This is a genomic window from Thiovibrio frasassiensis, from assembly GCF_029607905.1.
Classification (GTDB): Bacteria; Desulfobacterota; Desulfobulbia; order Desulfobulbales; family Desulfurivibrionaceae; genus Thiovibrio; species Thiovibrio frasassiensis.
Genome location: NZ_JAPHEH010000001.1, coordinates 2379469 through 2402208, shown reverse-complemented (window position 1 = coordinate 2402208; position 22740 = coordinate 2379469). Strand labels below are relative to the sequence as shown.

The 22740-nt window shown below is 56.8% G+C and carries 21 protein-coding genes; 14 read left to right on the top strand and 7 right to left on the bottom strand.

Annotation, left to right across the window (positions count from 1 at the left end; all coding sequences use genetic code 11):
• The 13 genes from OLX77_RS11280 (at position 1) to OLX77_RS11220 (ending at position 15648) form a co-directional block, all read left to right on the top strand.
• Positions 1-1062, top strand: a complete 1062-nt coding sequence (locus OLX77_RS11280) for a microcin C ABC transporter permease YejB (RefSeq protein WP_307633703.1) — start codon at positions 1-3, stop codon at positions 1060-1062.
• Positions 1063-2091, top strand: a complete 1029-nt coding sequence (locus OLX77_RS11275) for an ABC transporter permease (protein WP_307633702.1) — start codon at positions 1063-1065, stop codon at positions 2089-2091.
• A complete protein-coding gene (locus OLX77_RS11270) occupies positions 2091-2525 on the top strand; it encodes an endonuclease domain-containing protein (RefSeq protein ID WP_307633701.1) in 435 nt (144 codons plus the stop codon). The genes OLX77_RS11275 and OLX77_RS11270 overlap by 1 nt, the downstream gene beginning before the upstream one ends.
• Positions 2526-2656: 131 nt before the next feature.
• Positions 2657-4246 (top strand): ABC transporter ATP-binding protein, encoded by a 1590-nt coding sequence (locus OLX77_RS11265; RefSeq protein ID WP_307633700.1) that lies wholly within the window; start codon positions 2657-2659, stop codon positions 4244-4246.
• 147 nt (positions 4247-4393) lie between these two features.
• Positions 4394-7216 carry an autotransporter outer membrane beta-barrel domain-containing protein gene (locus tag OLX77_RS11260; protein WP_307633699.1) on the top strand — a complete coding sequence of 941 codons (2823 nt, stop codon included), beginning with the start codon at positions 4394-4396 and terminating at the stop codon, positions 7214-7216.
• A 179-nt stretch (positions 7217-7395) separates the two neighbouring features.
• Complete coding sequence (locus OLX77_RS11255) at positions 7396-8259, top strand: TraB/GumN family protein (protein WP_307633698.1); 864 nt, start codon at positions 7396-7398, stop codon at positions 8257-8259.
• Between the two features lie 378 nt (positions 8260-8637).
• Positions 8638-10188: a nickel-dependent hydrogenase large subunit gene (locus OLX77_RS11250; protein ID WP_307633697.1), complete on the top strand. Its 1551-nt coding sequence runs from the start codon at positions 8638-8640 to the stop codon at positions 10186-10188.
• A 166-nt stretch (positions 10189-10354) separates the two neighbouring features.
• Positions 10355-11308, top strand: a complete 954-nt coding sequence (locus tag OLX77_RS11245) for a hydrogenase small subunit (RefSeq protein WP_307633696.1) — start codon at positions 10355-10357, stop codon at positions 11306-11308.
• 13 nt (positions 11309-11321) lie between these two features.
• Positions 11322-13649, top strand: coding sequence for an ATP-binding protein (locus tag OLX77_RS11240; RefSeq protein ID WP_307633695.1), 2328 nt, complete (start codon positions 11322-11324; stop codon positions 13647-13649).
• A gap of 118 nt (positions 13650-13767) precedes the next feature.
• Positions 13768-14298, top strand: coding sequence for a chemotaxis protein CheX (locus OLX77_RS11235; protein WP_307633694.1), 531 nt, complete (start codon positions 13768-13770; stop codon positions 14296-14298).
• A complete protein-coding gene (locus OLX77_RS11230; protein ID WP_307633693.1) occupies positions 14298-14702 on the top strand; it encodes a response regulator in 405 nt (134 codons plus the stop codon). The genes OLX77_RS11235 and OLX77_RS11230 overlap by 1 nt, the downstream gene beginning before the upstream one ends.
• Before the next feature lie 131 nt (positions 14703-14833).
• Positions 14834-15262, top strand: a complete 429-nt coding sequence (locus OLX77_RS11225) for a hypothetical protein (protein WP_307633692.1) — start codon at positions 14834-14836, stop codon at positions 15260-15262.
• 41 nt (positions 15263-15303) lie between these two features.
• The gene (locus tag OLX77_RS11220) at positions 15304-15648 is read left to right on the top strand and encodes a cytochrome c3 family protein (protein ID WP_307633691.1); all 345 of its coding nucleotides are present in this window, start codon (positions 15304-15306) and stop codon (positions 15646-15648) included.
• Positions 15649-15693: 45 nt separating this feature from the next.
• On the opposite strand, the gene OLX77_RS11215 is transcribed toward OLX77_RS11220, so the two are convergent.
• Positions 15694-17154, bottom strand: coding sequence for a phospholipase D-like domain-containing protein (locus OLX77_RS11215; protein ID WP_307633690.1), 1461 nt, complete (start codon positions 17152-17154; stop codon positions 15694-15696).
• Between the two features lie 301 nt (positions 17155-17455).
• Between OLX77_RS11215 and OLX77_RS11210 the strand changes: the two genes are divergently transcribed.
• Positions 17456-18439, top strand: a complete 984-nt coding sequence (locus tag OLX77_RS11210; protein ID WP_307633689.1) for an HD-GYP domain-containing protein — start codon at positions 17456-17458, stop codon at positions 18437-18439.
• A 79-nt stretch (positions 18440-18518) separates the two neighbouring features.
• Here the strand turns inward: OLX77_RS11210 and OLX77_RS11205 are convergent, their stop codons facing one another.
• The 6 genes from OLX77_RS11205 to OLX77_RS11180 are packed head-to-tail and all read right to left on the bottom strand — an operon-like array spanning position 18519 to position 22737.
• Positions 18519-19526, bottom strand: coding sequence for a hypothetical protein (locus OLX77_RS11205; protein WP_307633688.1), 1008 nt, complete (start codon positions 19524-19526; stop codon positions 18519-18521).
• Positions 19516-20193: an ABC transporter ATP-binding protein gene (locus tag OLX77_RS11200; protein WP_307633687.1), complete on the bottom strand. Its 678-nt coding sequence runs from the start codon at positions 20191-20193 to the stop codon at positions 19516-19518. The genes OLX77_RS11205 and OLX77_RS11200 overlap by 11 nt, the downstream gene beginning before the upstream one ends.
• Before the next feature lie 4 nt (positions 20194-20197).
• Entirely contained in the window at positions 20198-21394 is a 1197-nt protein-coding gene (locus OLX77_RS11195) for an ABC transporter permease (RefSeq protein WP_307633686.1), read from the bottom strand.
• A gap of 5 nt (positions 21395-21399) precedes the next feature.
• On the bottom strand, positions 21400-21678 hold the full coding sequence (locus tag OLX77_RS11190) for a hypothetical protein (protein ID WP_307633685.1): 279 nt from the start codon (positions 21676-21678) through the stop codon (positions 21400-21402).
• A 4-nt stretch (positions 21679-21682) separates the two neighbouring features.
• Positions 21683-22198, bottom strand: a complete 516-nt coding sequence (locus tag OLX77_RS11185) for a nitrous oxide reductase accessory protein NosL (protein ID WP_307633684.1) — start codon at positions 22196-22198, stop codon at positions 21683-21685.
• A gap of 11 nt (positions 22199-22209) precedes the next feature.
• The gene (locus OLX77_RS11180; protein WP_307633683.1) at positions 22210-22737 is read right to left on the bottom strand and encodes a TlpA family protein disulfide reductase; all 528 of its coding nucleotides are present in this window, start codon (positions 22735-22737) and stop codon (positions 22210-22212) included.
• Positions 22738-22740: the final 3 nt, after the last annotated feature.

The window sequence follows — 22740 nt, the reverse complement described above, 5'->3', positions numbered from 1 at the left end:
ATGGCAGCCTATATCATAAGACGGATCCTGCTCATGATCCCCACGATCTTCGGGATCATGCTGGTCACCTTCGCCGTCACCCAGTTCGTGCCGGGCGGACCGGTGGAGCGGATGCTCGCCCAGCTGCAGGGCGCGGACCGGGCCGGGGGCGAGGTTCGGGCCAGCCGCAGCGTGGATCTCTACCAGGGCGACAAGGGGCTCGACGAGGAGCGGGTCGCCCAACTCACCAAGCTCTACGGCTTCGACAAGCCGCCGGTGGAACGCTTCCTGACCATGATGAAAAACTATCTGGTCTTTGATTTCGGCCAGAGCTATTACCACCACAACAGCGTGGTCGCCCTGGTCATCTCCAAGCTGCCGGTCTCCATGTCCCTCGGCTTATGGTCGTTTCTCATCGTCTACGGGGTCTGTATCCCCCTGGGCATTGCCAAGGCGATGCGGGAAGGCTCCCGCTTCGATGTCATCACCAGCACCGCCATCTTGATCGGTTACGCCATCCCCGGCTTCGTTCTGGCCATCGTCCTCATCGTCCTCTTCGGCGGCGGCAGTTTTTTCAGCATCTTCCCCCTGCGCGGACTGGTCTCGGACAATTGGGCGGAGATGGGGCTTGCCGCCAAGGTGGCGGATTACCTTTGGCACATGGTTTTGCCGGTACTCTCCAGCGCGGTGGGCAGCCTGGCGGTGATGACCCTGCTGACCAAGAACTCCTTTTTGGAAGAGATCCGCAAGCAGTATGTGCTGACCGCCCGGGCCAAGGGGTTGAGCGAAAAGCAGGTTCTCTACCGGCATGTGTTCCGCAACGCCATCATCCCCATCATCACCGGCTTCCCCGGCTCCTTCATCACCGCCTTTTTCACCGGCTCCCTGCTCATTGAAACGATATTCTCCCTGGACGGCATGGGGCTGCTCGCCTACGAGTCCATTCTCAACCGCGATTATCCGGTGGTGCTGGGCACCCTCTACTTTTTCACCATCATCGGCTTGATCTCCCGGTTGCTCTCGGACCTCAGCTACGTAGTGGTGGACCCGCGCATCAGCTTTGAAAGTGTGGAGTCCCGCTAGATGGAGACGAAACCCCAGAAACTCTCCTCCCGGCGCTGGCGGCGGTTTAAGGCGAACAGGCGCGGCTATTACAGCCTGATCCTCTTCTCTCTCTGCTTTGTCCTGAGCCTGGGGGCGGAGATCCTCAGCAACGACAAGCCGATCCTGGTCTCCTACCAGGGGCAGTTCTATTTCCCGCTGCTCAAAGCGTATCCGGAAACCACCTTCGGCGGGGTGTTCGAGACCGAGACCGATTACCAGGACCCCTTTGTCCGTAAGCGGCTCACCAGCGACGGAAACCATGTCCTCTTTCCACCCAACCCCCACAGTTACGACTCCATCAACCTGCGGATCCGGCAGCCGGTCCCCTCCCCACCCGATGGAACCAATTACCTGGGCACCGATGACCGGGGCCGCGATGTTCTGGCCCGGCTGCTCTACGGCTTTCGCCTCTCGGTGATTTTCGCCTTTATCCTCACCTTCATCGGCACGGTCATCGGCATCATCACCGGCGCCTTGCAGGGATATCTCGGCGGCCGCACCGATCTTTTCATGCAGCGCTTCATCGAGATCTGGAGCGCCATGCCCGAGCTCTACCTGCTGATCATCTTCGCCTCGATCTTCAAGCCCAGCGTCCTGCTCCTCTTGATCCTGCTCTCGATCTTCGGCTGGATGGGGCTGGCCGATTACGTGCGGGCCGAGTTTCTCAAGGGCCGCAACCTCGATTATGTCAAGGCGGCCAAGGCGCTGGGGGTGGGCAACATCACCATCATGTTCCGCCACCTGCTCCCCAACGGGATGACCCCGGTGATCACCTTCCTGCCCTTCCGGGTGAGCGGCTCGATCCTGGCCCTCACCAGCCTAGATTTTCTCGGCTTGGGCGTGCCGCCCCCCACCCCGAGCCTCGGCGAGTTGCTGGCCCAGGGCAAGAACAACATCGAGGCGTGGTGGCTTTCCCTGACCACCTTCGGGGTGCTGGTCGGCACCCTGATCCTGCTGATCTTTATCGGGGAAGCGTTGCGGGAAACCTTCGATCCAAGAAAGGTGTGATGGGTTCGCAAAATGCTTGCGCCACGGTAAGGAAAGATCCCCTCTCCCCCCGGGAGAGGGACAGGGAGAGGGCACCCAAAAAGCTGCTGACACGGGCTCGCGCCTTACGCCGACAATCCAGCGAGGCTGAAAAAGCGCTCTGGCAGCACCTCCGGGCCCGTCGTCTCAACGGCTACAAGTTTCGTCGTCAAGTGGTCATTGAAACTTATATTGTTGATTTCATCTGTGTTGAGGCAAAGCTGGTCGTTGAAGCCGATGGAGGTCAGCACACGGAACAAAGGGCCTACGATGCCGTGCGGACGGCAAGACTGGAACAATTGGGATACAGGATTATCCGCTTCTGGAACCATGAAATACTGGGTGAGCTTGATGCTGTGCTTGCAGAGATTTCCGCTGCATTGCAGGACATTCCCTCACCCCAACCCTCTCCCTGAGGGAGAGGGGGTTAAGGGCCATGGCGTTTGCTGAGGAAGCGATTGTTAACTGAACACCGTCGCCGCTAACACTGCTGACCCTGAGCTTGTCGCAGGTTTTTTTTAAAGCTGTACCATGTCGGGAATACTCCATGCTGCTTGAGCTGAAAAATCTTTCCGCCGGTTTTTATTCGGACCGCGGCTTTGCCCCGGTATTGGACAAGGTCTCCTTTACCATTGCCGCAGGGGAAACCGCGGCTCTGGTGGGTGAATCCGGGTCCGGCAAATCGGTGACTGCCCTTTCCATTTTGGGGCTGTTGGAAAGGGACGCGGCCAAGATCGAGGGGCAGGTCCTTTTTAACGGCGAGGATCTGGTCGCCATGCCGGAAGACAAGCTGCGAAGGATTCGCGGCAACCGCATCGCCATGATCTTCCAGGAGCCCATGACCTCGCTCAACCCGGTTTACTCCATCGGCGCCCAGCTGGTGGAGCCGCTGATGCTCCACCAGAATCTCGACAAAAAAGCGGCGGCCCTAAAAGCGGAGAATCTCCTGGAGCGTTGCGGGATCTCCGATGCCCCCCAGCGGCTGAACAGCTTCCCCCATCAGCTCTCCGGCGGCCAGCGGCAACGGGTGATGATTGCCATGGCCCTGGCCTGTCGGCCGGACCTCTTGATCGCCGACGAGCCCACCACGGCGCTCGATGTCACCATCCAGGCGCAGATCCTCGCCCTGATCAAGGAGATCCAGCAGGAAATGGGCATGGCCCTATTGCTCATTACCCACGATCTCAACATGGTGGAGAAGATCGCCCAGCAGGTCCACATCATGCATCAGGGCAGGATCGTGGAAAGCGGCCCCACCGCCGAGGTGTTCCGCAAGCCGCAGGACCCTTACACCATCCATCTCCTCAACAGCGTGCCCCATGAACTCCCCACTCCTAAGGACAACCCGCCACCGCTCCTCACCGCCACCAACCTCTCCTGCCATTTCCCGATCAAGGCCGGGTTCTTGCGGCGCACGGTGAATACCATCAAGGCGGTGGACGAGGTGAGCCTCACCATCCGCCAGGGCACCACCTTCGGGGTGGTCGGCGAATCCGGCTCCGGGAAAAGCACCCTGGGCATGTGCCTGCTCAAGCTGGTCAACAGCCGGGGAACCCTGCTCTATGAGGGCCGCGATCTTTTAACCCTGTCCAACCGCCAGTGGCGACCCCTGCGCCGCGATCTCCAGGTGGTGTTTCAGGACCCCTTCTCCTCCCTCTCGCCGAGGCTCAATGTCGGCCAGATCGTGGGCGAAGGCTTGAGCGTGCATGGCTTGGGCAACCGCGAGGAGCGCAAGCAACGGGTGGCCGAGGCGCTGATCGAGGTCGGCCTGGAACCGGAGATGATCGAGCGCTATCCCCACGAGTTTTCCGGCGGCCAGCGGCAACGGATCGCCATTGCCAGGGCCGTGGTGCTCAAGCCCCGCTTCCTGGTGCTGGACGAACCCACCAGCGCCCTGGATATGACCATCCAGGCCCAGATCATCGAGCTGCTCAAAAACCTCCAGGCCAAGCACGGGATCACCTACTTCTTCATCTCCCACGATCTGCGGGTGATCAAGGCCATGGCCGACGAGGTGGCGGTGATGCAGAATGGGTGCATTGTCGAGTCCGGTCCAGCGGCGCAACTCTTTGCCAACCCTTCCCACCCCTATACAAGAAAGCTTTTTTCCGCAGCCTTTGATCTGGCTACCGCTTGACAGGCAGAGATGCTTTTTCTCCACTATCTTCGACCGATTTTTAGTAAAACAACTTCAGCGAAACAATAACTACTGGAAATATCACGTTTTCTCGACTGCACAGATGCTTGATAATTCCTTGTAACTAATAGAAAAAAGAGAAATACCATGTCTAAAGGATTCACATACGCCAAGACCCCTTCCCTCCAGCGTCTCGCTCTGATTGCGGTGACGATTGTGGCCAACACCGCCCTCTCCGCATCCATATCCCAGGCCGCCTCATTTGAGATTGTGGATGGCGAGACGGTAACTACCCAGCAAACCCTCAATGACAACGAAACCGGCACCATCCAAGCCGGAGGTCAGCTCAATACAGCGGCCACGGCTGTCACTGCATCCGGCATTAACAATATCGTGAATAATGATGGCTCCATCTCCACGACCGGTGGTAATAGCCTCGGCATTGTCTCTCAGGGTGTCAATGCCACCCTCTGCAACAGTGGCACCATTTCCACGACCGGTGATTATTCTTACGGCATTTACTCTCATGGAATCAGTGCAAGCATCACCACCAGTGGCACCATTTCCACGACCGGCGAATATTCTTACGGTATTTACTCTGATGGAATCAGTGCAAGCATCACCAACAGTGACACCATTTCCACGATCGGTGATGATTCTTACGGCATTTACTCTGAGGGAATCAGTGCAATCATCACCAACAGTGGCACCATTTCAACGACCGGTATTAATGGCCTCGGCATTTATTCTGATGGCGCCAATGCCGTCATCAGCAACAGCGGGAACATTTCTTCGTCCGGCAACTCCGGTTACGGCATTGCCTCTTACGCTGACAATGCCGTCATCAGCAACAGTGGCACTATTTCCACAACCGGTTTAGCTGCTTACGGTATTGCCTCTAGTGTTGGCGCTGACAATGCCGTCATCACCAACACTGGCTCCATTTCCACGATCGGGAGCAATGGTGACAGCATTCGCTCATTGGGCGACTTTGCCACCATCGTCAACAGTGGTCACATTTCCACGACTGGAGATAGTGCTCGCGGCATTGTCTCTCAGGGTGACAATGCCACCATCGTCAACAGTGGTCACATTTCCACAAGTGGCGTTAGTGCTCTCGGCATTTACTCTGACGGACTCAGTGCAAATATCATCAACAGCGGCAGCATTTTTACGTCCGGTAACGGTAGTTACGGCATTTCCTCATGGAGCAACTTTGCCACCATTGTCAACAGTGGCACCATTTCCACGACCGGCGATATTGCCTCCGGCATTTACTCTGAGGGTAACAATGCCGTTATCACCAACAGTGGCACCATTTCCACAACTGGCGACAATGCTCTCGGCTTTTACTCATCGGGTGACAATGCCGTCATCACCAACAGCGGCAGCATTTCCACCACTGGCGGATCAACCAGTGCTTTTCGAACTTACGGCGACAATACCAGTATCACCAACAGTGGCATCATTTCCACGACTGGCCCCCTTGCTCGAGTCATTGAAACATACGGGGACAATACCGCCATCAGCAACAGCGGCACCATCAGCACAGCAGGCTTGGCTTCTCTTGGCATTTTTGCGGATGGAGACACGAGCACCATCGCCAACAGCGGCAGCATCACCATAACAGGCGACAATGGGGTCGGGATTGCAACGGTGGGACCCAATATTACCATCAATAACAGCGGCAGCATCAGCACGACAGGCGACAATGGGGTCGGCATTGATGCGGCAGAGACCAACACCACCATCAACAACAGCGGGCTGATTGCATCAACAGGCGCAAACGGTTATGCTATCGATGGCGACACCGACACCACCTTAAACCTGCTTCCCGGCTCCCGGATCATCGGCCGCATCGACCTGGGTAATAACGGCGGCGACCTCGATACCGTCAATATCCACGGCATCTTCGGTTCGTCGGTGCTGAACTTCGAAAACACCGAGGTCATCAACCTCTATACCGATAACGCGGTGAAGATCGGCAATACCGTGGTTGTAGTTGAACCCACGGGCGAATCGGCCCGCGCTGCCAGCTTGAATACCTTGGCCACAGGGGTGCACCAGGTGATCGGTCAGCGGATGCAGCGCACTCCGGCCAAGCAACCCATTCAACTTGCCGCGCTGACTCTTAGCCCCGGCATGCTGCATCAGGATCGGCAGCCGGTGGCCTGGGGTCAGGTGTTTGGCAGCAAAGGCGAACGGGCACAGGAAGGCCAGATGCTGGCCTACGACTCCCACCTTGGCGGGGTGGTGATCGGCTACGAGCAGGATTTCGGCAAGTGCCGCGCGGGGGTGCTGGTTGGGGCTGCCACGGGGACAACAGAAACCGCGATGACTGACACCGATACCGACAGTGTTTTTCTTGGTGTTTACAACCATGTCTTTCTTGGCCCGGTCAATCTCACCGTTACCCTGATCGGCGGCAACGAGGCCCACGACACCCAGCGCCAGGTGCTGGACAACATGAACGGCTATGAAACCGCAACCAGCAATACCGACAGCTACTTCATCAGCCCCTCACTCACCCTGGGCAGCAGCTATGTGCTCACCCCCAAAATTGACTTGCGGCCATCCGCCACTGTGACCTACAGCGGAGGCCGCTATGATGGCTATGAAGAGACCGGCACCACCAACGCCAACCTGCAGGTGGACTCCCGCACCGTGCATGCGCTCTCGACCCGGCTGCAACTGGAGGCGGCGCAAAGGGTGGCCGCAGGCGAAATCAGCCTGCGGGCAGGCATCCAGACCCGACACACCGACAGCGGCACCATCGAGATGCACCTCGGCGGCAGCGATTTCCGCTTCAACGCGGCGGGCGACGAGAATGTGGCCGGCGGCTTTATCGGCTGCGGCACCCAGCTGCTGTTGAGCGACAGGCTGAGCTTGGTGGCTGATGCGGAATATGGCCAGATGAGCGGTAATGAAACGCAAGTGGCCGGACAGGTCACCCTGCAGTATCAGTTCTGAACAAAAAGGTTTTTTTGCGGGCACAGGAAAAGCCGAGACACTTTCCCGATTACCTTCTACACTCTTACTCATCCCCGCCTTCGCTTCTGAGAAAGGGGACCATTTTGTTTTTTTAAAGAGCAAATGGCAATAAACGCCAAAGCAAAAAAACAGCAAGGGCAAAAAAGAGCAATGAGTGTATGAAAAAGATCTTACTGAGTATAGCCCTGGTTTTCCTTATTTGCACCCAGGCCTGGGCAGAATCTTCCGTATGGAAAATCCAAAAAGACAACTCCGTCATGTATCTAGGCGGCACATTTCACTTGTTACGTCCGTCTGATTTCCCCCTGCCCCCCGAATTCGCAGAAGCGTATCGGGCCTCCGACCTCCTTGTTTTCGAAACCGATCTCGGCAAGTTAAATGAACCCTCTGTGCAAGAGAAGTTGCTGGCAAAAGCCGTGTATGCTGATGGCTCGACCATTGACCAGCATGTATCAGGCAAAACCTACCGTTTGCTCAACGAATATTGCGCCGTTCGCGGTATCCCCCTCGAAAATCTCAAGCATTTTAAACCGTCGATTATTGCAGTAACCTTGGCATCCGTTGAACTCGCCAAATTTGGCGTTGCCAAGGAGGGGGTTGACTCTTTTTTTCATAAATTAGCGACAGAGGAAAAGAAAAGAATCGAAGGGCTTGAGACTATCGACCAGCAAATCCAATACGTCGTAGAGATGGGCGCGGGGAATGAAGACGCCTATATCGCTCACACCTTGCGGGATCTCAAGTCAATCAAGCAGGATTATGAAACCATGGTGGAGGCTTGGCGAAAAGGGGACCTCAAGAAAATTGATGCGCTCTTTGTTGCCGAACTCAAAAAAACAATGCCGAAACTGTACAAGAAACTGCTGACAGACCGCAATAAGCTTTGGTTCCCTTTGCTTGAAGCCTATCACAGGACCCCCGAGAAAGAATTTATTCTTGTCGGTGCCGGCCATTTGGCGGGGACCGAGGGGATCATCGAAACTCTGAGACGAAAAGGCTACACCGTCGAAAAGCTCTTATAAGAAGACCTCGGGACTTGGCCGCGATCGGAAATGGGGACGGAGCCCGATATTTTGATTTCTTTCATCAACCCATCCACAGAAAACCTGGTTCCGTGCCCATTTTGTGCAAACGTTAGTACTCTCAAGCTCTTTTGTTTTCCACTTTCAGAAGGCTGGATACACTTTTGGGAGACCCGACCTCTGTTGACCCATTCTCGCGACCCTTTGCTACTGCTCCGAGAAATCGTCGTTTTATGTATCTTTACGATATGCCGCAATTCTCTATTGATTAAAACCTTGCTTTCTTTCACTCAGAAATCTGGTACCATTGCTCAGTGATGCACCGGACGCAGTGTATCAAAGGCACAACCGGGTGGAATTCGGCAAGGAGGCCGTGCAATGACCGCAACCAAAATAACCGTTGATCCCCTGACCAGGGTGGAAGGGCATCTCAAGTTCGAGACCCGGATCGAAAACGGGGTGGTTGCCTCGGCCCGGACTTCGGGCATGCTCTTTCGCGGCATTGAAAAGGCGCTCATCGGCTATGATCCCCGCACCGCCTTGCAGTTGACCCAGCGGGTCTGCGGGGTCTGTCCGTATGCCCACGCGGAAGCGGCGGCCCTGGCCCTGGAAAACGCCATGGGGATCCGCCCCAATGCCAACGGGCAACTGCTCCGCAACCTCATTGTCGGCGCGTATCAGGTGCAGGATTGCCTGTTTCATTTTTACCAGTTGAGCGCCCTGGATTTCATCGACGTCACCGCCGTGCTGGAGTACCGGGGCGCGGACCCCGGCTTGACTGCGATGCGCGATTGGGTGCGCGCCGAAACCCGCTCCCAGCGGATCTTTCCAGCCGCCCCCTTTCTCCCCCGGTATAAGGGCGATTTCCTCAAAGACAGGGAAGCCAATCTCTCGGCGGTGCATAATTATCTGGAATCCTTTACCGTCATGGCCTCCCTGCACAAGATGGTAGCCCTGTTCGGCGGCAAGTCCCCCCACCCCGTGGCCATTGAGGCCGGCGGGGTCACGACCCGGCCAACCATCAACAATCTCGCCCAATACCGCACCCTGCTCAATCAGGTGGAGCGGTTTGTCCATTCCTGTTACCGGGAAGATATCCTGGCGGTGGCCAAGGCTTTTCCAGGCTATTTCAAGGAAGGACGCGGTTACGGCAATTTCCTCTCGTTTCCCTATTTTCCCGACTCTTCCGGCAAAAATCATTTGTTTGCCGGAGGCGCGACCATCGTGGGCAGACACACAGCTCTCGACCTCAACGCGATCACCGAGGATCACACCTACAGCTACTACAAAAACAAATCCGGCGCCGTCAAGCCTCTGGGGGCAAATAGGCTGGAGCCCTTGGACTGGCAGGAATTCCAGCGCGAGGAACAGCTGCCGGACGGAAAATACAGCTGGAGCCGCGCCCCCCGCTACGGGGGCAAGGTCATGGAAACCGGGGCTGCGGCCCGGGTGGTGAACACCTATCATTCCGGCCGCAATCCGGCCCTGAACCGCCTGGTGGACCAGCTCAACCGGGATCTCGGCATCGGGCTAAAAGACTACAACTCTGTGCTGGGCCGCCATTTGAGCCGGTATATCACGGTCTCGTTGTTGCTCAAGCGGCTCAAGGAGCAGGTCGAGCAGGTCCAGCCGGGGGTTCTCGGTTTCAGCGAAAAGGAAATGCCCCGCAACGTAAAAGGCATCGGGATCACCGAGGCCTCGCGCGGCGCCCTCGGCCACTGGGTGGAAATCGACAATAAGGGGTTGATCAAGAATTATGAAATGGTGATGCCCACCACCTGGAACATGGGCCCGCGGGACGCCACCGGGCAACCGGGGGCGGTGGAGCAGATGCTGATCGGCACCCGGATCGCCGATCCGGCCAATCCTCTGGAATTGGCCCGCATCGTCCGCTCCGCCGATCCTTGCATTGCGTGCTCGGTGCATTAAACCGTACGGAACAAAAAAAGTCCCCTCGCCCCTTGCGGGAGAGGGCTAGGGTGAGGGGGAAGGTGCATGAGGTGATGCTGTTGGCGAGTTCACCCACCCCCCAGCCCCCTCCCGTCAAGGGCGGGGGAGTTATTGTAAAACTCTGACCTGGTACTGCTGACTGAAAATGACAATAACCTTGGATCGACGGAAATTTCTGCAAAGAATCTACCAGGTGGTGCTCGCGGCCGGGGCTGCGCCGCTGCTCTCCTTCGAAGAGTTGCTGGCTGCCGAGGCCAACCCTTCGTCCGTCGGCTGGTCGCGGCCCGATCTGGTCTGGCTGCAGGGGGCGTCCTGTTCCGGCTGCTCCACCTCGTTTCTCAATGTCGAGCAGATCACCATCCTGGATTTTCTCACCTATTTCAGCCGGGTGCTGTACCATCCCAATCTCTCTTCCGCCACCGGGACTCAGGTACCGCAGATTCTCAATAAACTGGCCGCTGCCAACAAGCCGTACATCCTAATTCTGGAGGGCGCCATCCCCGTGGCCATGCCGCACGCCTGCATGATGGCCCATAAGCCCATCAGCGAATGGGTAAACTTGCTGGCCGCGAAAGCATCCGCCTGTATTGCCGTCGGCACTTGTGCCGCCTCGGGCGGGGTGGCGAAAATGGCCGGCACCCTCACCGGCGCTGCATCCCTGGATGATTTTCTCAAGCAGCGGGGCATCAAGACGCCAACGGTCAACCTGCCCGCCTGCCCCATGCACCCCGAGCACCTGGTCTACACCCTCCTCCATTTCATTAAGAGCAAGGGGTTGCCTGATCTCGACGATGCCAGGCGTCCGCGGCAGTTCTTCACCCATTCGGTCCATGAGCGCTGCCCCCGCTACCCAGCCTTTCAGGCCCGCGATTTCGCCCTCCGCATCGGCGAGGAAGGATGCCTGCTGGAGTTGGGCTGCCAGGGACCGGTGACCTACAACGATTGCGTCGCCAGCGGCTACAACGGCAACACCAACAACTGCGTCCGGGCCGGGCACCCCTGCATCGGCTGCGCCGGCGAGCTGTTCCCCCGTGCCCGGCTCTACCACACCCATGATGATCCCGCGCCTGCGCCAGGGGTTATTGTGAAAAGATCATAGGAGGAGGCCGGAGATGGATAAACCGAAACCGGGCAACCGGGAGCCCAACCCAGACCGGGTGGTGCCGCGCTTTCTCCTGATCGCCTTTTCCTGCCTGCTGCTGATCTCGGTGGTGGCCGGAGTCATATTTTATTACTACCAAAAGCAGATGATGAACCACACCATCCGCGAGCAGGGCCGCGGCATCCTCTCCAGCTATGTCTCCCAGACCCGCGATTCCATCGAAAAAGGCCAGCGCAAAACCTTTCAATTGGTGATGGACAATATCGCCCAGCTGGAAGGGGTAACCGCCACCACCCTCTATCCCCGCGAAGGGTTGATGAACTACCGGTCCGGCACGGTGACCGTGGGGCTGCCCTTTGTCCACAGTCAACCGGCCGGGTTTGTCAGCACCAACCTCGTCCTGTACGAAAAAACCCGGGGGATGTTCCTGCGCAAGGACTGGCATCTGGCCGGCCGTTTCGATTCCGCCGCCGGACAGATCCACCTGGCGAAGGTCCAGGACAAAGATTGCGCCGAATGTCATTACGTTTTGGATAAAAATCTCCGCTTTAACAAACAGAACCGAGCCGAGATGCTCGACGCCCGCGAGGCCCATTTTTACGAGCGCATCCCGGTGGAGGATAAGTGCACCGTCTGCCATACTTACTGGCAGACCGGGGAGACCGCCGGGGTGCTGGGGGTGACCATCGACAAAGCCGCCTTTCTGCAGCAGACTGCGGACAGCACCCGGCAGCTCATCTACATCCTGCTGGCCAATGCCACGGTGGTGCTGCTGGTCACCTATCTCATCGCCACCATGTACCGGCGCATTCTCATCACCCGCCGCCAACTGGCCGACAAGAGCGACCGCCTGGCCGGGCTGCTCAACAACTCGGGCCAGGGCTTTCTCTCTTTTGGCCCGGATCTGGCGGTGGAACCGGAATACAGCCGGGAATGCCTGACCTTTTTCGGTAAGGAGGTGGCCGGTGCATCCGTGGCTGCCCTGCTCTTTCCCGAAGATAAGGAGGAACGGGACCGTTTCGGCGCCAATATCGAGCGGATCGTGCAGACCGCCGACGAATTTCAGCGCGACATCCTGCTCTCGCTGATGCCCAAGGAGCTGTTTCTTAACGACCGTTACCTGGATATCGCCTACCGCCTGCTGGGCGCGGAACGGCTGATGCTGATCATCACCGATATCACCGAACAGCGCCGCCTTGAGGCCCGGGTGGCGGAGGAGCAGACCCACCTGCGCTTCATCGTGGCCGCGGTCACCGAATCGGCCGAGCTGTTCGAGGTGCTTGACGATTACCGCAACTTTGCGGAAAACACCCTGCCCCGGCTGCTCGCCGCCCCGGACGAGGAGCTGGCCGCAGGGCTTGCCGAGATTTACCGCCAGGTGCATACCTTCAAGGGGCTTTTCGGTCAACTGGAGTTCTTTCACCTGCCGCGCTGTCTCCATCAATACGAATCCGCCCTCAACCGGCTGCGCCGCGACCTGGCCAAGCAGCAGCCGGACCGGGGTGTGCTGGAGAAAGAGCAGGCCTTGGCCGATCAGGCCCTGGCCCAGGAACTGGCCGTGCTCCGGGAAACCCTGGGCGACTCCTTCTTTGCCCGGCGGGGCCATCTTTCCCTGACCCCCGAGCAGACCGAGATGCTGGAGCGTTTGGCCGACCGGCTCTTGCAGGGAGGACCGGGCCTGGATTCCGAAGAGACCAGGGAGATGCTGCGCCGCATCAAGCGCTTGCGCTATGTCTCCTTGAGCGAGCTGCTGTCCGGACACGCCAAGGCAGCGGTGCGGCTGGCCGAGCGGCTGGAAAAGGAGCTGGCCCCGGTGGAGGTGGAGGACCATGGGGTGCGGGTCGCCCCGGAGATCTACGGCCCCTTTACCAAGTCGTTGATCCATCTCTTCCGCAACGCCGTGGATCACGGCCTCGAGAGCCCGGAGGAACGGCTGGAGCAGGGCAAGGAGGAAGAGGGCCACCTCCGCTGCCGTACCTTCTTGGAGGATGAGCAAATCGTCGTCGAGATCGACGACGACGGCCGCGGCCTTGATCTTGAGGCGCTCCGGCGCAAGGGGGTGGCCACGGGCCTTTTCACCCCGGAACAGGGTGCTGCTCTGGATGAGGCAACGCTGCGGCTGCTGATCTTTAAAGACGAGTTCTCCACCAAGGAGGAAGTAAGCGAGCTGTCCGGCCGCGGCGTGGGGCTGGCAGCGGTCCGCATGGAAACGGAAAGGCTGGGCGGCAGGATTGAGGTGGACTCGACCCTCGGTCAGGGGACCAGGTTCAGATTCATCCTGCCGTACCTTGAAGCATTGAAGGACTCGCAAACAGGGAAAAAGGCCACAGGTTCGTAACACAAGATCACAGGGTTGCAAAGCAACAATCTTTGTAATCGCGGCACTACGGAAACGGTTACAATTAGGGGACAACCGGAAATTTTATCGATCACCATACGGCCAGGGAGAAAAAGCAATGAACCATGCCCAAGACGACAGACACAGCCGGTTGGTCCAGGCCATCGGAGACCGGACCGTGGGCTATCTGAGAGATGAGCTGAAGATTCCGGTGCGGATAACCACGGTGCACATGCGGGATGTCAAGCGCATGCAATTGCTGCATCTGACCTCGATCCTGTCGGTGGAGGCGGACATCCGCATGCTCATCGCCTTCAGTTTCGACCGGGCGCTGACGGAGCGGGTTTTTATTGCCAGCACCGAAGGGTTGGAGATCGCGGACGATGAACAGGAAATGATGCGGGAGGAAACCGTGGCCGAACTGATCAACATTATCGTCGGCAACGCCATGGGTGATTTGGCCTCCGAGGGCACGATCATTCCCATCTCCCCGCCCATCATTATCAGCGAAGCCAAGAACATTACCCGCAACAAGGGGGCAACCTTTTACACCCTGGATATCGTTACCGACAGCGGCATGTTGAGCATTCATTTCATCGGCCCCAAGGAACTTTTTGATCTGAGCCTCAATTATGTGGAGAAACTATAATGAGTAAAACGAACATCATGGTGGTGGACGATTCGGCCCTGACCGCAAAACGGTTGGTGGTCATGCTGGAACAGCTTGGCTACGAAGTGGGCAAAATCTGCAAAACCGGCCTGGAAGCGGTTGATACCATCGAATATATGACCAACAAGGGCCTCTCCATCCCGGACCTTATCACCATGGATATCACCATGCCGGACATGGACGGCATTGCCGCGACCCGCCAGATTCTTGCCATGCAAAAGCAGGCCCTGATCATCATGGTGACCTCCCACGGCCAGGAACAGATGGTGATCGAGGCCATCGGCGCCGGGGCCAAGGGGTATGTGCTCAAGCCGATCAACATTGACAAGTTGCGGGACAGCATCAAGAATGTGTTGACCCGTTATGGCCAGAACCAAGTATGAATTTTTTTCTTGGAGGATTCCTCCGGCTATTGCAAGGAGGCGGCAAGATTACACGGTCGAAAAGCTATTACAAGAATACCTCGTGGTCTGGCCGGGAAATATAAGGCGGACAGCTGGAGTTCGGAGATATTATGGCTGACAAAGTCGTTATTCTAGAAGAAATTCCTGAGAATGCATTGATCAAGCGCGCGATAGAAAAAAAATTCCAGCAGGAGTGCGAAATTATCCCCTACCTTGTGAAGGGGCTCAACATTTTAAGGTCCACAAAATATGTTTTGATCATAATTAACGAAAGCTTTTCCGCCAAAGACACGCTACAAACCATGGCCAAAAAACAAAACGTTATTTTGAATGGCATCAAATTCATCAGGCAAGATTCCGTAAATCAAACAACTCCGATTATTATCACCTATAACAGCTTGGGTTGTCCAAGTCCCTTAGACAACAGCAGTTACATGGAAGGCCTTGACGACTATCTGCATGAAGGGGCCAGCCTCTGTTTATCTCTGCAAGATAATTTTAATCAAAAACTGGTTCGTGCCTTGAGTAGTTATTTGTGATTCAGTTCTTCCCCCTAGCCAATCATTATTGGAGCAAAAAAATGAAATCAGGAACATTGTTCGGGGCAATGCTTATCGGCGGTATTCTCTTGTCGGCAGGCAGCAGCATGGGTGCTGAGGCGAAAGGGGCTTCGTCGATTGTCCTCAACGGCGGCAGCCTGGGCTCGGTCACCTTTAACCATGGCCGTCACCAGGGGATGTTTCCCGATTGCCAGCCCTGCCACGCATTTTTCCCCAAGGAATCTCAGGTTGTCGACAAAATGAAGGGTGCAGGCAAATTACAGAGAAAAGATGTCATGAACATGTGTAAAAAATGCCACAAGGAGTTAGCCGACAAAGGCCGGAAAACAGGGCCGACCAATTGCAAGGAGTGTCATAAAAAATAAGCGGGTGCCTGGGGAAAATGGGCGGAAGCGGATATCCGCTTCCCCTTAAAGATACGGCGAAAACAAGCGGAAAAACCGGTTCCTCATGCGGGCTGCGATTTTTTTCGAATCCAGATCCGGGAGGGTCAGTTCCGTTGCCTGCCGCTCCTTTTCAGCGAGAATCTCTTCCATGATCCGGGCAAGATCGAGGTCGTAGCATTCCATATTGAATTCAAAATTAAGCCTCAGGCTGCGGGCATCCCAGTTCGCAGAACCAAGGAGCACCCATTCGCCGTCGACCACCATCATTTTTGAGTGATCAAACGGAGCGGCACTGTAATGGATCTGGCAGCCGGAGCGGAGCAACTCTTCCAGCAAAGCATCGGAGGCCCATTTGACCATGCGGAGGTTGCTGGTGCCGGGGAGCAGGATCTGGATCTTTATTCCGCGCAGCGCTGCAATCTGCAGGGCCGCCACCAGTTCGTTGTCCGGCAGGAAATATGGGGTCGCAATCCGTATGGAACGACGGGCGACTGCAATCGCCCCCATCATCACGAAACGGAGCTTGTTAAGGTCTTCATCCGGCCCGTCGGATATTCCCCGGGCGAGCACCCCCCCCCGGAGTTCCTGAACCGGAAACCAGGCGGGCCCTGCCAGCTTTTCCTCGGTACTGAAAGCCCAATCTTCGGCAAAGACTTGCTGCAGTTCGGCAACCACCGGGCCCTCGATCTTAAAATGGAGGTCCTGCAGCGGATAGGCCGGGTTATCCCCCAGAACGCAGCCCTCCCGGATATTCATCCCCCCGCTGAAACCGGTTCTGCCATCCGTGACCATAATTTTCCGGTGACTGCGTAAATTGAGATAGCGAAACCGCCAGGGGAGAATGGTTTTCATGAATGTGGCAACCCGGATCCCGTCACGCTCCAGCTCGCCAATGATGGAAGGAAACGAGTAACGGGCTCCCACCGCATCGATGAGTACCCGGACCTCGACTCCGCGCCGCACGGCAGTTCGCAGCGCATCCCTGAATTTCTTGCCCCAGGAATCGTCGTCAAAAATATAGGTGGCCAGGGTAATGGAAATCCGTGCTTCCGCAATGGCCGAAAGCATGGCCGGATAGGCCTGATCGCCGTTTTGCAAAGCCTCAATCCGATTGCCGTCAAGCAGCGGCCGGGTGGTTACCTGATCCGTCAGGCTGTGAAGGGCGGTCATTCCTGAATCATGCTTCCCAAAGATTGCGCCAATCTGATTCGCGGAAACCAAGACATCCAGCCGAGGCAAAGCAACGGATACCCGGTCGGCAAACTTTATTTTAGCTCGGCGCTGGATTCTGTTGATTCCGAAGAGCCAGTAGAGGCAGACTCCAAAAACCGGAGAAAACCAGGTCAATCCCAGCCAGCCGATGGCCGCCCGGGTATCGTGCTTATGCATGATGACATGCACGGCGGTCGCGACCATTGCCAGAACGGTAACGGTCGTCAAAAAATGGGGCCAGAAATCTTGAATGAATTGAAAAGAGGTCTCCATGCTTACGATCATAATACCGTGTTGTTGGGTTTCCTTGGTAAATAATCGGGCCATGTCCGGATTAAATGAAAGAAGTGAGCGAACCGAAAAGATCCCTTGCTGAGCAGCATGGTATTTGCTCACTTTTCAACCAGGTATTTTTTCCGTATTGTTTCTGAAGAGGGAATAACATATTCATATATGATTGAAGCGGTAATGGGCGATGTTTTTTTGTGTAACAAAGCCCGCTTTTGAACAGGAAATTTCCCGAGAAGCATTATCCCCGGGATATTCAAGGACAAGACCACTGGCCCCCGCACTTATGAAAATGTCCACTGTCATCACCGATGATGAGTATGTCGTCATCACCAAGGATTTTCTGCTCAAAGACGACCAATACCTCAATTTTGATATCTACGGCAGTAGCAGCTCCTTTTCTCAAGAGAAACCTGTCCTTCTCGCCAGCAAGGATTCCGAGATTGTTAACCTGAAACTGGCCATCGCCAACCTTCAGTTCGGCCAGCTCTATATCAAGAAGCAGGATGAGGGGCCGTTCAATCTCTTTCTCGAAAAAACCCTGCAAAGCGTCTTGGACAATACCGAAACCCCGGTGGAAAAAAAGGCGATTGTCCTATACTCCTGTGCCAAAAATGCCGTCACCGATGTATTCAACAATCCGAGAAGCGGCAAAAATGTTGCCCGAGTTCAGAATATTGCCGAGGGGCTGATCAAGTTGATCATGGACAACGCCTCCTCCGCCTCGATGTTGGCCAAGCTTTGCACCCACGATTTTTACACCTTCACCCACAGCGTCAATGTCTGCGTGTTCGGGATCAACTTCTGGCAGATGTTGGGTTTTGGCAACGCTGATCAAGAACTGCAGGATTTTGCCATCGGCTGCCTGCTCCACGACATCGGCAAAAGCCAGATCTCGAAAAACATTCTCAAGAAACCTGGACCGTTGAACAAGGAAGAAACCAAGGTCGTGCGCCAGCACCCCGAACTTGGTTACATTCTGATGAAAGAATATCTTGCCAAAAGCTCGCTGGACATCATCCTCTACCACCATGAGCGCTTTGACGGCTCAGGTTATCCAGATGGTCGGAACATGCAGAATATTCCAACAGAGGCGAAGATCGCCAGCATCGCGGATGTCTACGACGCCTTGACCACCAACCGCCCCTACGCCGGGGCGAGAAAACCATTTGATGCCCTCAAGGTGATGCTGGAACAGATGGATGGGCATTTCGACCAAGAACAATTGGTCGCCTTTATCCGTATTCTCGGTGGCGAAACGGTATCGTAAGCTGCAAACATTATAATCCATTCCCTCCCTCTCCGACCCCGCCGCGAACCGGTGCAAATTCCTTCGCCAACAGACCTCGCTACCCTTCCCCGCCGCCGATCAGATATTTGAGATAATGATAGAACGACAACCCTGAAAAAAGGAGCAACAAGAACAGGGAAAGCTTCATCGCCAGCTGTTGGTAGCGCTCCACCACCCCAGCCAATCCTCCCTTCCCCCTTACCAATCCGGCAAACGCGGCACTGGCCCCGAAAAAGGTCGCCGGAATCAAGGTGCCATAGAGGGCAAACCCAAAATAATGGTACTCCGGTTTGAGGATGCAGAACGGGCATTTATGGTAGGGCATGGCATAGACGTAGGATGAGATCACCGTGGTGATTACCACCAGGGATAGGCCGAAAAACCAGAGCCAGCCCGCGGCATAAAGCCCAGCCAGCCAAGGTTGCCAGCGCTCCAACAATCCCCTTCCCAGGATTACAAGGCCGATAATGGAAACGATAAAGGCAACGAGCAAACCCTGTGGCGAATAGCCGCTCAGCAGATTGGTCCCGCCCCCGGTGCTTTCGCTAAATACCACGGCGCAGCAGGAGGTGATGATGTCCGGCTTGATCCCGGCAATATAGAGGGTTTGCAGGGCGACATCGAGGATCAGCATGGGGAGAAGCAGGAGCAGGGTCAGATACTTGATCCGCACCAACGGGTACTGCTCCGAGCGGATGTCCAACTGGTGGAGGAGGATCCAAAGGCCGTAGAAGAAAACCCCGAACAGTTTGACCAGCAGGGCGGGCATGCCGTAGGGGTTTGCCAGCAGGGCGCCGGTGGCGCACATGGCCCCGACGATGACCTGACAGAACTGGTCGGCGGCAAGGACGAAAAGGATCAGGGTAATGATCTGTAACCCCAACCCGTAGGCCACCAGGGTGGAAGAGAGCCAGATCTCGTTTTCCAGCCGGATCTGTTGGTTGCTGTCGCTGCCTGGCTCCCAGAAACGGAGGACCCGCACCGCGGTTTTGCCGGCCACTGCGCCGAGCCCCAGCACCACCAGGCTGCAGAGGGTGAGGGCCAGGCTCCAGGGATTAAGAAACATGGATTCTGCCGTCCTGGATGGTGACGGTCCGGTCGATGGCCGGATGTTCGAAAACCAGGGGGTCGTGGGAGGCGATGACGATGGTCTTGCCCGTATCTTTCAACTGCTGCATGATCTCCATGAATTCCCGGCTCAGGACCGTATCGAGATGGGCCGTGGGCTCGTCGGCCAGGATGATGGGCTGGTTGTTGATCAACGCCCTGGCAATGGCCACCCGCTGCAGTTCGCCGCCGGAGATCTGCCCGGCCGGAAAGTTGGCCCGGTGGCTGATGGAAAAGCGTTCCAGCAGCTCCTGGGCCCGGAGCTTGCGTTCCTTGGGCGACACCCCCAGCGGCAGCAGAGGCAGGGCGATATTATCGAGCACCGTCAGCTCCGGGAGAATATTAAAACGCTGGAAGATAAAGCCGATGGTCTCCCGTCGGTGCAGGGTGAGGAACCGGTCCGGCAGCCGGGCCAGCTGCCGCGCACCAATAACGGCCCGGCCGCTGGTGGGCGGAAAGATGCAGCCGATGATGGCCAACAAGGTGGACTTGCCCGAGCCGCTCGGCCCCTTGAGGCAGACCATGCTCCCCTGCTCCACCTTGAGATCGATGTCGCTCAGCGCCCGCACCTCGTTGGCTCTGCCCTGGTTGTAAATCTTGCTCACCCCGGAAAGTTCGATCAGCATCGGCTCAGCCTCCCAGCGCCGAATCGGCGGGAACCGTGGCGCTGCGCCAGGCCGGAATCACCGTGGCCGCGAGATAGGGAATCACGGTAAAGGCGAGAATCAGCAGGATATCGCCCGCCGCCAATCTGGGCAAAAGATGCAACTCAGGCCGGAGCACGGACCAGCCCATGAGCACCGGGCGAAAAATAGAACCGGCAAAGTAGACCACATGGATATAAGCAGCGGTTATCCCCACCAGGCAGGCAAGACCGGAAACGATTACCGACTCCCAGAACCGCACCGCCAAAATGTCGCTGGTTTCCCAGCCCAGCACCTTGAGGATGGCGATCTCCCGCCGCTCCTCCGGGGAAAGGCCGGAGGCCTTGTCCCAGGCCAGGATAACAAAGGCGGCCAGGGCCGTGAGCAGGCAGATGGAGCCGAAGCCGCTGCGCCAGCCGAAGACCACCTGATAGGTTTTCTGGATCTGGGGCCGGGTCAGGACCCGGACCGCAGGCAGGGCAGCGGAGATCTTTTTGGCAATGGTTCCGATCTCCTTGGGGTTGGCCACGTAAACGCAGAGGTCGGTGACCTTGCCGGCGGGAATAGCGTACAGATCGCGGGCATCAGCGAGACTCATGACGATAAGGTCGTTGGTCAGGATATCGGTCTCTTGCGAGAACTCGCCGCTGATCGTAAAGGCTTTTAAGGAGAGATCGGGGCGGAACAGCGAGAAGGTGTCGCGCCCTCCAAGGGCCAGGGCTTTTTTGATAGAATGGCCGATAACCACCCTGCCCTGCTCGTCCGGCGCCGGCATGGTGCCGCTGGCCAAGGCGGTATCGAGGCGAGCGCCTTCCGGCATCTCGTTAAAATCCATGCCCATGACCGTGTAATTGGCCAAGCGGACCTCGTCAAAATAATAGCCCCAGATCCGGGGCACCACCCTGCGGATGCCGAAGACTCCGGCGAGTTGCTCCCGGTAAGCCAGGGGAATAGCTTCCTGGCGGCCGGCGGACATCTTCTGCAGGGTGATCTCCGGGGTGTAGGCCAGCACCTGCGCAGCCTTATCGGACAATGCCTGGGTCACCATCTGAAAAGAGGCCAAGAGGAAGATAACCGCAGCAAAGACCAGCAGGACGCTGAGGCTTTTCAGCCGACGCCGCCACAGGGAAGAAAGGGCGTAATCCAGGATATTGAGCTGTTTCTCGAGATTTTTGGAGGCCATGGCACTCAGCGCACCGGCAGCCAGAAGGCGCCGGTGGGAAAATGTTCGATGGCCCCGGGATGATCCATAAAGGGGGCCATCGGGTCGCTTACCGCCGGATGCCGCGTGTAGCGGGCCTCGGTGGACACGGCCAGATCGGTGAGACCGAGGCCGCTGGTGAGCACCTCCAGCTGGGCAAGGGTTGCGTTCTCATCATTACGCCTGCTCATGCCATCAAGCAGGAGCGCCCCGTCAAGGGCCAGCAGCAGAGAGAGGAATATGGAAAAAACCAGGGCGGGCCGCATCGGTTCAGCGCATCTTTTGGCCGTGGCGCATGGACTGCACCAGCGGCTCGCTGATTTCTTCAAAACGGAGCACCTTGGTCCCCTTGTGATCCTTGCGGAAATTTTCCGCCGCAGCCGCGGAGCTGAAGGGAATGAACTCGTGGCCCATGGGACCGTAAACATCGCTGCCGATCACATACCAGGCCGCACGGCCATCGAGCCAGGTAAGGGTGTAGTAGTCTTTGACCCAGATCTTCTGAAGTTTCTGCCCCGGCGTGCCGAAGGAATCGGGATTGAAGGAAAAGGCCAGCATATCCTTGACCCCGTCAAAATATTTCACAATACCGTTACTCAGTCGGACCTGGGTGAGCCAGTCAGGATACTTGGCGACAAACATCCCGCATACCGAACAGCGCTCCTGGGGAGAGATCTCCTGAACGGGTTGGGCCAACAAAGGATTTGCCAGCAAGAAAAAGGAGACGAAGAATGCGGCAAGGGCGCCCTTTCGGACAAAACCAATCGTAAGATTGCGCGTTGACATTTTCATGTAACCTATTGTTTTTCTGTTTTTTTACTAAAATATCCACCGAGGAGATTTTTCAGCTCCGGCTCGCTGACCCCGCCAAGAATGGCGGCAACAATCTTGTGATCCGGGCTGATAACAATGGTCTGCGGCTCCACCTTGATATTGTATCGAGAAGAAATCGCCCCGTCCTTGTCAAGGAGTACCGGAAAACCGATTTCCAGGTCGTCGACAAACTGATGCACCGTGGCCTCGTCGGAATTCCGGTTGATATAGACCACCCGCAGCCCGGCTTGTTTATACTTTTCAAAGTACTGGTTGAAGATCGGGGTGTCGGCCCGGCAGAACTTGCAATCCGTGGACCAGAACCGGAGAATAACCGGCTGTCCTTGGTAGTCGGCAAGGGAGAGAGGCTGGCCATCCAGATCGGTCCCGGCAAAGTCAGGAGCCTGATCGCCGATCTTAAGTTTTTTGGCAGCCGAATCGGTGCCGGAACAACCAGTCAGGACAAAGAGCAGGGTGCAGAGCAGAAATATGGGAAGGATCTTTTGTACCATAAT